At 39.5% G+C, this 12177-nt stretch carries 11 protein-coding genes; 4 read left to right on the top strand and 7 right to left on the bottom strand.

Annotated features, from left to right (window positions below; genetic code table 11):
• Positions 1-168: 168 nt before the first annotated feature.
• A complete protein-coding gene (locus H4J41_RS07215; protein ID WP_182138033.1) occupies positions 169-1503 on the top strand; it encodes a dicarboxylate/amino acid:cation symporter in 1335 nt (444 codons plus the stop codon).
• 209 nt (positions 1504-1712) lie between these two features.
• Here the strand turns inward: H4J41_RS07215 and kdsA are convergent, their stop codons facing one another.
• The 7 genes from kdsA to hemA form a co-directional block, all read right to left on the bottom strand.
• Positions 1713-2555, bottom strand: coding sequence for a 3-deoxy-8-phosphooctulonate synthase (kdsA, locus tag H4J41_RS07210; protein WP_182138032.1), 843 nt, complete (start codon positions 2553-2555; stop codon positions 1713-1715).
• 37 nt (positions 2556-2592) lie between these two features.
• Positions 2593-3855, bottom strand: coding sequence for a DUF819 domain-containing protein (locus tag H4J41_RS07205; RefSeq protein WP_182138031.1), 1263 nt, complete (start codon positions 3853-3855; stop codon positions 2593-2595).
• Positions 3856-3948: 93 nt separating this feature from the next.
• Positions 3949-4749 (bottom strand): tetratricopeptide repeat protein, encoded by an 801-nt coding sequence (locus H4J41_RS07200; RefSeq protein ID WP_182138030.1) that lies wholly within the window; start codon positions 4747-4749, stop codon positions 3949-3951.
• A 310-nt stretch (positions 4750-5059) separates the two neighbouring features.
• A complete protein-coding gene (locus tag H4J41_RS07195) occupies positions 5060-5434 on the bottom strand; it encodes a SirB2 family protein (protein WP_182138029.1) in 375 nt (124 codons plus the stop codon).
• A gap of 37 nt (positions 5435-5471) precedes the next feature.
• On the bottom strand, positions 5472-6311 hold the full coding sequence (gene prmC, locus H4J41_RS07190; protein ID WP_182138120.1) for a peptide chain release factor N(5)-glutamine methyltransferase: 840 nt from the start codon (positions 6309-6311) through the stop codon (positions 5472-5474).
• 50 nt (positions 6312-6361) lie between these two features.
• Positions 6362-7450 carry a peptide chain release factor 1 gene (prfA, locus tag H4J41_RS07185; RefSeq protein WP_182138028.1) on the bottom strand — a complete coding sequence of 363 codons (1089 nt, stop codon included), beginning with the start codon at positions 7448-7450 and terminating at the stop codon, positions 6362-6364.
• Positions 7451-7638: 188 nt separating this feature from the next.
• Positions 7639-8907, bottom strand: a complete 1269-nt coding sequence (hemA, locus tag H4J41_RS07180) for a glutamyl-tRNA reductase (protein WP_182138027.1) — start codon at positions 8905-8907, stop codon at positions 7639-7641.
• 267 nt (positions 8908-9174) lie between these two features.
• Here hemA and lolB point away from each other — a divergent pair, with 267 nt between their 5' ends.
• The 3 genes from lolB to H4J41_RS07165 all read left to right on the top strand — a co-directional run bounded on the left by lolB (position 9175) and on the right by H4J41_RS07165 (position 11731).
• Positions 9175-9789, top strand: coding sequence for a lipoprotein insertase outer membrane protein LolB (gene lolB, locus H4J41_RS07175; protein WP_182138026.1), 615 nt, complete (start codon positions 9175-9177; stop codon positions 9787-9789).
• A 10-nt stretch (positions 9790-9799) separates the two neighbouring features.
• Positions 9800-10660: a 4-(cytidine 5'-diphospho)-2-C-methyl-D-erythritol kinase gene (ispE, locus tag H4J41_RS07170; RefSeq protein WP_310649831.1), complete on the top strand. Its 861-nt coding sequence runs from the start codon at positions 9800-9802 to the stop codon at positions 10658-10660.
• A 123-nt stretch (positions 10661-10783) separates the two neighbouring features.
• Entirely contained in the window at positions 10784-11731 is a 948-nt protein-coding gene (locus tag H4J41_RS07165) for a ribose-phosphate pyrophosphokinase (RefSeq protein WP_182138118.1), read from the top strand.
• The last annotated feature ends 446 nt before the right edge of the window (positions 11732-12177 follow it).

The raw sequence follows: 12177 nt of genomic DNA, 5'->3' as shown, positions 1-12177 counted from the left end.
TCGCATATTAACGCCAATCATTACCTTTTACCTACTTAGCTTAATTAAAGAGCAAAAAAACCAGCAGTAAAAATAATCGCCTAAAATCAGTAGCCCTATGCTTTAATCATTTGATTTCTGCTCGTCGCAACAACATAATAAGGCATCGCTCAATAAAATAAGAAAAATATGGCTGAAAAAAAGCAAGCAAGTTTAACTGCTCGAATTGTTACCGGTATGATTGCGGGTATCCTCACTGGCACAATTTTACAATGGTTGATGCCTGATGGCTCTGATTTCGTTATTCCTCTATACCTCTTTGATTTTTCAGTCCGCGGCTTTTTAGTTGATGGTGTTTTTGAAGTTATTGGCCAAGTATTTATTTCTAGTTTACAGATGTTGGTCGTACCTTTAGTGTTCGTTTCGTTAATTTGCGGCACTTGCTCACTAAAAGATACCACTAAGCTAGGTCGCATCGGTGGTAAGTCTATAGGCTTATATTTACTCACAACGGCTATTGCGATTAGCTTTGCTATGGGTTTAGCTTTACTTGTTAGCCCTGGTGAAGGTGTAAATATGACAGCGGGTACAACCTTTACCAGTCGAGAAGCCCCTTCACTTGCTCAAACCCTTATTCAAATGTTCCCAAGTAATCCATTTGCCTCATTTGCTCAGGGCAACATGCTGCAAGTTATTATTTTTGCTTTATTATTTGGTATCGCCATTGCACTTTCTGGTAAACCGGGCGAGCGTGTTGCTGCACTTTTTGAAGATATGAGTGTTGTAATTATGCGCCTTGTTACTATCTTGATGAACATTGCGCCCTATGGTGTATTTTGTTTATTAGCCGGCTTATTTACTGACGTGTCGTTAAGTACCTTTGGCAATTTGTTGGGGTATTTCTTTGTGGTGCTTTTTGCATTATTACTGCATGCCTTTATCACTTATCCTGTTTTACTTAAGTTATTTACTGGCTTAAATCCATTAATCTTTTTAAAGAAAATGCGTGATACCGCTATTTTTGCATTTTCAACCTCAAGCAGTAATGCAACTTTACCCATTACCTTAGAGACAACAACAAAGAAAATGGGAGTTAAGAACTCTATTGCTTCATTTACTGTGCCATTAGGTGCCACCATTAATATGGACGGTACGGCAATTATGCAAGGTGTTGCTACGGTATTTATTGCACAAGTATTTAGCCAAGACTTAACGCTTACTGATTATTTAATGGTGATATTAACAGCGACATTAGCATCAATTGGCACGGCGGGTGTTCCCGGTGTTGGCTTAATTATGTTAGCTATGGTGCTAGAGCAAGTCGGTTTACCTGTTGAAGGCATTGCGCTAATTATTGGTGTAGACCGCTTACTAGATATGACACGTACCGCGGTTAACGTGACGGGTGATAGCATGGTAACGATTATTGTCGGTAAGTCTGAAGATCAATTTGATGAAGCGGTGTTTAACGACCCTGAAGCGGGTAAAAATATTGAAGATATTGACTTCCACCACTTGAAATAACCCTTAATCATGGCACTACTCATATAGAAAAAGGGCGCTTAATAGCGCCCTTTTTATTTGTAGTCAATATGTTGAGTAAACGATGTGTTGTTGTGACTAAAAGTAGTTACTGGCAATTGCTACTAACTTAGTAAGCTCAACAATAGCTAATTAACCTAGCGCGACTATAAAAACCATATAAGCTAAGCCGTATATCTAAGTTGAAGTATCTACCCTGTAATGAGCGGTTCAAAGCCTTTAACTAACTCGTCTAACGCTTTCATTTGTGCTAAATAAGGTTCAAGTTTATCTAAGGGTAACGCGCAAGGGCCATCGCACTTTGCGTTTAATGGATCAGGGTGCGACTCAATAAATAAGCCTGCAATACCAATAGCCATACCACTACGGGCTAATTGCGCCGCTTGTGCACGTCTGCCGTCAGCTGAGTCTTCTCTACCACCTGGACGTTGCAAGGCATGCGTGGCGTCAAACATAACGGGCGCATAGCTTTTCATCTCATCCATGGCTAACATATCAACAATTAAGTTATTGTAACCAAAGCAACTACCACGCTCGCAAAGAATAATGTCTTCGTTACCGGCTTCGGCAAACTTATTGATGATATGACGCATTTCATGGGCAGCCAAAAATTGTGGCTTTTTCACGTTAATAATCGCACCGGTTTTTGCCATGGCAACCACCAAATCAGTTTGACGTGCAAGAAACGCAGGTAACTGAATAATATCAGCCACTTCCGCAACAGGTCCAGCTTGATAAGGTTCATGTACGTCAGTAATAATCGGGACATTAAATGTCGACTTAATTTCTTGAAAAATCTTTAAGCCTTCGTCCAAACCAGGGCCACGATATGCGCTAACCGACGAACGGTTAGCTTTATCAAATGAGGCCTTAAATACAAAAGGAATATTGAGTTTTTGGGTTACTTCAACATAGTGCTCGGCAATGGTCATGGCTAAGTCTCTCGACTCCAGCACATTCATACCACCAAATAATACGAAAGGTTTATCGTTGGCGATATCAATATCGCCCAGTGTAATTAATTGCTTTGTCATAATATTTCCAATATTTATCTATAGATTAGCGGCGATTCTAGCTGCCAATAATTCTTAACAACTGGCCACATAACCATGCCATATAAGTGCCTAATGCATAACCAAAAACGGCTAACAAAACCCCAACAGGTGCTAATGACGGATGAAATGCCGAGGCAATAACGGGTGCCGATGCTGCGCCGCCAATATTAGCTTTACTACCCACAGCTAAATAAAATACCGGAGCTTTAATGTACTTACGTATTGCAAATAATAAGCCTATGTGCACGGCCATCCATATTAAGCCAATCACCATATATTTAGGCGCTTCAACAATTTGCGTAATATCCATATGCAAACCAATAGTAGCGACTAAAATATAAAGAAAACTACTACCTACCTTTGAGGCTCCTACCGCCTCTAGTTTTCTGACTTTAGTAAAGGAAAGTGCTAAACCGATAGTGGTCACTAATACGATGATCCAAAATAATTTACTGTGCAAGCTAAATTTCTTTAACTCAGGATAGCTGTTTTGAAAAAAGGGTACTAAGTAATCAGCCGCTAAATGTGCCAAACCGGCAGCACCAAAGCCAACGGCTAAAATGAGCATATAATCTTTTAGTTCAGGTTGTTTTGAATTTTCTTTGGTTTCGGCTTCAACTTTTTCAATCAATCGATCAATGCTTGAAGTATCTGCACCATTTTTTGCATCAATGCGCTTATGGTTCGCCGCCATATAAAGCAAAATGGCCATCCAAATATTGGCAACAACAATATCTACCGTCACCATAATGGTGAATATTTTACCATCAGCACCGTAAATTTCTTTCATAGCAAGCATATTTGCGCCGCCGCCAATCCAACTTCCCGCCAGCGCTGCCATACCTCGCCATACCGCGTCTGGGCCTGAAACCCCAATTAACTCGGGCCATACCGCTGAAACAATTAATAATGCTATTGGCCCACCTATGATTACGCCAACGGTACCGGTTAAAAACATAATAATGGCTTTACTACCCAAGCCAGCAATAGCTTTAATGTCGATACTAAGCGTCAATAAGACTAAACAAGCGGGTAATAAATAATATTTTGCCACTTCATCAACTTGACTGACTTCAGCACTAACAATACCAAAAGTATTTAAAAGCGATGGTAACAAATAGCACATTAACAGTGCGGGCACATACTTATAAAATGAGCGACAAGCGGGGTTACTGCTGCTTGAGGTATAGAAAACAAAGCCTAAAATTAGCGCTAGAATTCCAAGTACTGTTGCGTCGTTGGTGATCAATGGCATGCTAGCCACGACTGAATCTTGCATTACTTATCCTTATGATTTTTCAAGTTACGGTATTATTATTGTTATTATTCTTATAAATGACGCTTAAGCCGACTTTTTAACCGGTAAGTTTTGTTAATGCAATATGGTATCTGCAATTGAAATTTTATCTAACTGTAGTTTTAATAGCTGCGCCGCAGGATCTTTGGGGCATTGCTCAACAAAGTATTGGTAATCATCATAGGCGACTTTAAAACAATCAAGTTGATGTAATAAAAAGCCACGGTCGCGACGTTCAAAGGGATCATTTGGATTAAGTGCCAATAGCATATCCACACATTTGAGTGCGTTATCGTAAGCCTGTTCTCGTATAAAAGCCGCTTTTAGACTCGTGATATGTTCAAGCACTAGGCTTTCTTGTTTCATTATATCTAGCGTGACTTCAAATGGGTCACCTGAAATTTCACTCATGCGAGTATCAAGCTCGTGCCAATTTAACGACTCGCCGGTAACGGGATCAAGAATAATGGCGTAACTGTCATCACAAATAATTCTTAACATGGCTTTTTCTGGTACAAAAACAATGTCAGTCTGACAATCACAAGCATTGGCTACATAGGCAATAAGTACCGATTTTAAGATAGGTGAAACCAGTTTATGCGTTAACGCTGATGACACCTGATATGACATTACTGGCCAATTTTGTTGCTGTTTATCAATAAAAAGTTGATCAATAAACAAGGCATTAATCAATACCTCAGCACGTTCAATGGGATCTTTAATTTCATCAGTTTCACCTTGGCAATAACCCACTAGGTCATCCAGTTCAGTTTGAACAGCCGTTTTTTTGCCAAAAATAAACTCTTCTATTAATAAAAAAGTTTGTAATAGTTCATTTTCTTCAGATTTAATTTCTGATAACAATAAATCGTTCATGCATACTCTATTAGTGTTTAATACTTATACCAATGCCAATAAGTTTCTTGCCACTTAGCGAGATTTAAAAGCTTAGAAACAAGGCATTGGTTAGAGAGAATGGTTATTCCATTTTCAAAATCAATAACGCAGGCTGCCAGCTTTTTCAACTCACCCTTGGGAGTTTACAGCGCTTCGATAACCGCCTATAACTTCCTATAATTCCCTGCATATAGCATATTCTATATGCAAGAAATCAAACTTGTTCTCAAACCGCTAACAAGCTCTGAGTGGTAACTAACTTAATGAATTTGGTCATGATTTTAGCCGTTTATAAGCCAGCTAAAAATACGGACTCCTTGCTTATGGCTAGACGAACAATCAGCATTACCCAGCCTATTGCGCCCAAAAAGCCAATAATTTGCATAGCGCGATTTCGCGCCAATTTCAGGGTGTAGTAACCGGTAAAAATATAAGCAAACACGGCAAACAGTTTTTCGGCAAACCAGAGTTGTTCTACTGGATTTATCGCTAGCTGAATCGATAACGCGACCCCAAGACCCAGTAATAAGGTATCGATAATATGTGGGGCAATTTTCAACCATTTCAAGGTTAATTTATTTGAATTAGCTAAGGTTAAGGCAAAACGAAAAGTAAAAAGTAAAACACTGATCACCGCAATGGTCATATGTAAATTTTTAAGCATGATGAACTCCGTTAAGTTTATTTTTTAGTTTTGTGCTTTATGCAGAGTAACAAGCCCAAGTAACTCGGTCATTGTGACTGTAATCTTTTATTGTTTGGATTTCGCTATAAGCTAAATCGGCTAGAATTTTTTGCACCATTTTGCTTTGCTCAAAGCCATGTTCAATATACAAAAAGCCACCCGATTTTAAAAAGTTAAGTGCTTGGTGAGCAATGATTTTAATATCCGCTAAGCCATTATCCCCTGCAACTAATGCGGTTTTAGGCTCATACCTGACATCCCCTTCGTTAAGGTGATAATCATGTTCATCAATATACGGAGGATTGCTGACAATAATGTCAAAGCGCTTATCATCAGCAATCTGATTAAACCAATCACTTTGATAAATATTAACTTGTGTTAGCGCTAAATTGTCGGCGTTGACCTTGGCGAGCGCAACGGCTTCATCGCTATAATCTACCGCTTCTATTTGCCATTGAGGTCGTTCTGAGGCTAAAGCCAAGGCAATAGCCCCCGTACCTGTGCCTAAATCTAGACAACTTAGTTCTACTGCTTGATGATGAGTTAACACCAGTTCAACTAGCACTTCAGTATCTGGACGCGGAATTAAAGTCGCCGGTGAAACTTGCAGTGGTAATGACCAAAACTCACGTAGTTGAACAATATAGGCGATAGGTTCGCCCTGAACTCTGCGCAACATGAGTTCAGCAAATTGCTTTGCTTGGCTGGTAGATAACTGATGCTCTGGCCAAGTTAATAAAAAACTTCTCGGTTTTTCAATAACAAAGCAAATGAGTATTTCAGTATCTAATTTGCTGCTATCTGAGTGAGGCAACAAAAGTTGTTGCCCAAAGGCGGTTAATTTAGCCAAGGTCATCGATGATAAGTGTTCAACCGACAACCTTTGCGCTACAACTGATGCACTCACTAATGTTGCTCGGCAAGCTCTGCTAATAAATCAGCCTGACTTTCTTGCATAATGGGTTCAAGTACTAAGTGTAAATTACCTTCCATGATCTCGTTTAAACGATAAAGTGTCAGGTTGATACGATGATCACTCATGCGCCCCTGTGGGAAGTTATAAGTACGAATTCGCTCAGAACGATCACCACTGGCCACTAAGTTACGACGAGAAGACTCTTCTGCACTTCGGCGTTTTTCATCTTCTATTTGTTGTAAGCGAGCTTGTAATACTGACATCGCTTGGGCACGGTTTTTGTGCTGTGAGCGCTGATCTTGACATTCAACCGCCACGCCACTTGGGATATGGGTAATACGAATAGCTGAGTCGGTTTTGTTGACGTGTTGTCCACCCGCACCAGAGGCACGGAAAGTATCTACTTTTAAGTCAGCTTTATTGATTTCAATGGCTTGTGACTCTGGAATTTCCGGCATCACAACCACAGTACAAGCAGAAGTATGCACACGCCCTTGTGATTCAGTTTCAGGCACACGTTGCACTCTGTGACCGCCAGACTCATACTTCATTTGACCGTAAACACCAACACCGTTAACTTTAACAATAATTTCTTTAAAACCGCCCTGCTCACTTTCGTTGGAGTTCATCAATTCGATTTTCCAACCTTGCTTTTCAGCATAACGGCTGTACATACGGAATAAGTCACCAGCAAAAATAGCGGCTTCATCACCGCCAGCTCCAGCGCGAATTTCAACAAAACAGTTATTGTCGTCTTTTGGATCACGAGGCAGTAATAAAACTTGCAATTCCTCGGTCATTTTTTCTACCAATTTCTTCGCCGACTTAAACTCTTCTTGCGCCATTTCACGCATATCAGGGTCTTCATCTTTAAGCATTTCTTCTGCCGCGGCAAAATCATTCTCGGCATCTTGAAAGCGATGAAAGGCTGAGGTTACAACTTCTAATTGTGAAAATTCTTTTGATAATGCCTGAAACTTTTCTTGATTAGAAATAGTTTCAGGATCAGACAATAACGCTTGTACTTCTTCAAAGCGTTCGACAAGTATCTCAAGTTTTTGGTAAACAGATTTATTCATTAAATGATCTTATATAGTCAATGATTGATGAATTACCCGCGCATTATATTCGACTATGCAGGTAATTTATACTAAATAGGTATGCAAGCGAGCAGTATAAAGAGCTTAGCTCAGAGTTTCAACGGGTGTGAAGATAGCGAATGGTAAATTATTGCCTGCTTAAATTAAAGACTAGCTAAAGCCAGTGGCTAATCTTGATGGTCAATATCAAAAATATCGCGTAAGTAAATAAGCCGGTCTAACTCTCCACCTTGTGCGGCCGATTGAATGGCACTGGTGGGTGCATGCATAAATTTATTGGTTAGCTTAGTGGCAAGTTCAGCAATTACCGCTTCAGGTTTTTTGTTTGTCGCTAGTTGCTGCATGGCTCTTTCAAGCAATTGATCACGACTTTCTAAACACTGTTTACGATATGAGATTACTGTATCTTGGGTATTTAAACCACGTAACCATGACATAAAAACAGATGACTGTTCAGTAACAATACCTTCGGCTAATACCGCTTCTTTGCGGCGATTATTTAAATTTTTTGCAATGATATTTTGTAAGTCATCAACGGTGTAGAGAAATACGTCTTCAAGATCTGAAACCTGCTCTTCAATATCACGAGGAACAGCTAAATCGACCATAAACATTGGCCGATGCTTTCTTTTCATTAAAGCCTTTTCCACCATACCTTTACCTATAATGGGCAAAGTACTACCGGTTGAACTGATGACAATATCAGCACTAGACATCAGTTCTGGAATTTGTGCGAGCGTTATAACATCGGCACCAAATTTTTTGGCCATGTTTTCAGCCCGACTTAAGGTCCGGTTTGCCACCGTAATATGGCCAACATTATTTTCGTATAAGTGTTTAGCCACTAATTCAATCGTTTCACCAGCACCGACTAGCAGAACCCGGGTTTTATCTAAACTGGCAAAAATATGTTTTGCTAAGTTAACCGCAGCAAAAGCAACAGAAACCGCACTTGCCCCTATTTCGGTATCGGTTCTCACTTGTTTAGCGACACCAAAAGTACGTTGAAAAAGCCTGTCCATCACTAACGCCATTGAACCCGCCGCTTTAGCTTGTTTATAGGCTTGTTTCATTTGCCCTAATATTTGTGGTTCACCCAATACCAAAGAATCTAAACCACAAGCAACACGCATCATATGATTAACCGCTTGTTGATCTTGATGCCAATATAAACTTGGCGTTATGGTAGACGCAGAAACATTGTGGTGTTGTACTAACCAACGCACTAAACGCTCTTGGGTTAAGGTCATATCACCTTCTTGAACGATATAAAGCTCGGTTCTATTACAGGTAGATAAAATCGCGGCTTCTTTACAATCTACTGAATGAATCAGTTCCTGCAAAGCCGAACTCAAGTTATCAGGGTTAAATGATATTTTTTCCCTAATCGCCACTGGAGCGGTTTTATGATTGATACCTAATGCAACTATCGACATATGAATATATTGAGTCCAAAAAATGTTAATGCCCGGCAATGTCTGCGGCGGATGACCATTATCTTACGGCCGATTATACGCTTGTAATGACTATTTGGCGCAATTATCAGTTAGATATTGAAAAAAACCTATGATCTGAGATAAAAAATCGCGATAATTTTACGTAAGATCACCTTAAATTGAAAGCATGCAGTTATATGTTTTTGTTATTTGTTGTTTCTCTTGATATAAGCAAAGCTTATTTAATTCATTCAATTCAGGAATGTTATGTATAGTATACGACTCATTACGCTATTTTTTGTCAGTCTGTTAAGTGCTTGTTCTAGCATCAACGACATACCTGTAGAGAATAATCAAAAAAACCAAGATATTGCCACCCGCAACCAACAAGTATCACAGCTTAATAGCTGGACCATAGTGGGGAAAATAGCCTTTATCGATAGTCAAAAGCGCCAAAGTGCGTCATTGCATTGGCAAAAAAATGCAGCTGATCAAACCGAGTCGTTAAATTTATCAACCTTATTCGGCATTAAGGTATTAGCACTGACTCGACAGCAAGATAACTTTGTTTTAGAAGTTGACGGTAATCTTTATAATACGGCCGATTTAGACTATTTAATCTATACACTTACCGGTTTAGATTTACCGACTCGTGCCATGAGCCATTGGCTGAAAGGGTTAGCTTTTTTACCTACAGATAAGCTAGATTACCATGTAAAAACTCAACTCCCACAGTCCTTAACCAGTCATTATAACAATAAAGACTGGTTGATAAAATACAGTAAATATCATCATATTGGCCCATTTCAATTGGCTAAACAGCTAACGATTATTCAAGGCGATTTGCGGATAAAAATTGTCATTCATTCATGGAAAGTTTAACGAGGTTATCGTGAATAAGCAGCCCTTTATTGTATTTAAGTCACCGGCCAAGCTCAATTTGTTTTTACATATTGTCGGTAGAATGGACAACGGTTATCACCAACTAGAGACTGTTTTTCAGTTTCTGGATTACCACGACACTATCGCCTTGCGGATCACAGCAGATAAAGCCATAACGCTACTGACGCCGATTCCCGGCGTAAGCAATGACCACAATTTAATCATCAAAGCTGCACGACTATTGCAAAACTATAGCGGGTGTCAGCAAGGGGTGGATATTAAGTTAGAAAAATTATTACCTATGGGCGGCGGCTTGGGGGGCGGTTCATCAAATGCCGCGACTGTGCTACTGGCACTCAATGCACTTTGGCAAACAAAGCTGACGATTAAGCAACTTGCTGAACTTGGCATAACCTTGGGTGCTGACGTACCCATTTTCATTCATGGTTTTGCCGCATTTGCCCAAGGCATTGGCGAACAACTGACTCCCGCTGCACCAAAAACTTATTGGTATTTAGTTTCTAAACCCGATTGCAGCATTTCTACTGCCAGTGTTTTTACCGCGAAAGATTTAACTCGAGATACGCCCACTATACGTTACAGCGATGATGATATAGAAAATTATCACAATGATTGTCAAACCTGGGTAATAAAAAACTACCCCGAGGTTGCCAAACTACTGGCTTGGTTGATAGAATACGCACCGTCACAGATGACTGGAACTGGTGCGTGTATTTTTTCACGTTTTAGCTCCAAACAAGACGCGTGCTATGTACAATCTTTACTGCCAAACGGTATAGAATCATTCGTAGCCGAAGGACTAAATCAATCGCCCTTACATGCTGCAATTGCGGCAGTAAACGACAATTAAGTTCGGATAAAATTAATATAAATGCCATTAAAACTGGCAAAAATAAAATAATTTGCTGATATTTAACTCACCGTTTTATTCAGTATCGTAATTTAAATGTCAAAAGTTTCTAAGGAACTCGTCGTGCCTGACATGAAGATCTTTGCGGGTAATGCCACCCCTGAACTGGCCAAACAAATCGCTAATCGCTTATACATCACCTTAGGCGAAGCCAAGATTGGCAGTTTTAGTGATGGTGAAATTAGTGTTGAAATTACCGAAAACGTACGTGGTGCGGATGTTTTTATTATTCAATCAACATGTGCCCCTACCAACGATAACTTAATGGAACTAATCGTGATGATTGATGCGCTACGTCGTGCATCAGCTGGACGTATTACCGCTGTTATGCCTTACTTTGGTTATGCTCGTCAAGACCGTCGCGTTCGTAGTGCTCGTGTCCCCATTACCGCGAAAGTTGTTGCTGACTTCTTATCAAGTGTAGGTGTTGACCGTGTTTTAACGGTTGATTTACACGCAGAACAAATTCAAGGCTTTTTTGATGTACCTGTGGATAACGTTTTTGGTACGCCTATCTTATTAGAAGATATGTTAGCGCGTAACATTGAAAATCCAGTGATAGTTTCACCTGATATTGGCGGTGTTGTTCGTGCACGTGCCGTAGCTAAATTATTAGATGATGCAGATCTTGCCATTATCGATAAGCGTCGTCCTAAAGCAAACATTGCGCAAGTAATGCACATCATTGGTGATGTTAAAGGACGTGACTGTTTTATCGTTGATGATATGATTGATACTGGTGGTACATTGGCAAAAGCGGCAGAAGCATTAAAAGAACACGGTGCTAAACGCGTATTTGCTTATGCAACTCATCCAGTATTTTCTGGTAATGCGGCTGAGAATATAAAAAATTCAGTAATTGATGAAGTTGTTGTCACTGACTCAATTCCACTATCAGATGAAATTAAAGCGCTAGGTAAAGTTCGTCAACTTACCTTAAGTGGTATGTTGTCAGAAGCTATTCGTCGAGTATGCAACGAAGAATCTATTTCTGCGATGTTTGATGCTTAAGCGTTAATCAACAAATATCATTCAAAAAAAGCACCCTTAGGTGCTTTTTTTTATTGTTATGAATCGAAAGCCTTTGCTGATAATAGCCTTATACCAATTTCATTAATTAGACGGTCTACTTTATACGCAGGAAAAATGGCCAAATATAAGGCATTTATTTTAATAACTAGTTGTTCTAATTATTAAATAAATAACGCAGTAGTTGGTTGTTTTAACCAGTAAAAATGATCAGATAATTAGTGAGATTGGTATTACCTTTAAAAATAACATAAATAATAGATTTCGATTCATCAGAGTGTTATCATGCTGCGCCTTTTTTAGCTAATTACGCTTGGATAGTACCTCACTAATAGTGTTTCGCTAATAGTGCTTCACTAGTTAATCGCTAATTAACCGACAAAAAAGGAACAGGTTGCTTTTGGTCGCAAAAAGCAACGACCTTTAAT

This window comes from Colwellia sp. MB3u-45, from assembly GCF_014077005.1.
In the GTDB taxonomy this organism is placed as follows: domain Bacteria; phylum Pseudomonadota; class Gammaproteobacteria; order Enterobacterales; family Alteromonadaceae; genus Cognaticolwellia.
Note: the sequence above shows the minus strand (reverse complement) of the source record. Positions and strands in the feature narration are given on the sequence as shown.

What these genes read in the sequence shown, in the direction of transcription:
- H4J41_RS07215 (WP_182138033.1), top strand. Translation starts at nt 169, where the DNA reads ATGGCTGAAAAAAAGCAAGCAAGTTTAACTGCTCGAATTGTTACCGGT.
- kdsA (WP_182138032.1), bottom strand. Translation starts at nt 2,555, where the DNA reads ATGACAAAGCAATTAATTACACTGGGCGATATTGATATCGCCAACGAT.
- H4J41_RS07205 (WP_182138031.1), bottom strand. Translation starts at nt 3,855, where the DNA reads ATGCAAGATTCAGTCGTGGCTAGCATGCCATTGATCACCAACGACGCA.
- H4J41_RS07200 (WP_182138030.1), bottom strand. Translation starts at nt 4,749, where the DNA reads ATGAACGATTTATTGTTATCAGAAATTAAATCTGAAGAAAATGAACTA.
- H4J41_RS07195 (WP_182138029.1), bottom strand. Translation starts at nt 5,434, where the DNA reads ATGCTTAAAAATTTACATATGACCATTGCGGTGATCAGTGTTTTACTT.
- prmC (WP_182138120.1), bottom strand. Translation starts at nt 6,311, where the DNA reads ATGACCTTGGCTAAATTAACCGCCTTTGGGCAACAACTTTTGTTGCCT.
- prfA (WP_182138028.1), bottom strand. Translation starts at nt 7,450, where the DNA reads ATGAATAAATCTGTTTACCAAAAACTTGAGATACTTGTCGAACGCTTT.
- hemA (WP_182138027.1), bottom strand. Translation starts at nt 8,907, where the DNA reads ATGTCGATAGTTGCATTAGGTATCAATCATAAAACCGCTCCAGTGGCG.
- lolB (WP_182138026.1), top strand. Translation starts at nt 9,175, where the DNA reads ATGTATAGTATACGACTCATTACGCTATTTTTTGTCAGTCTGTTAAGT.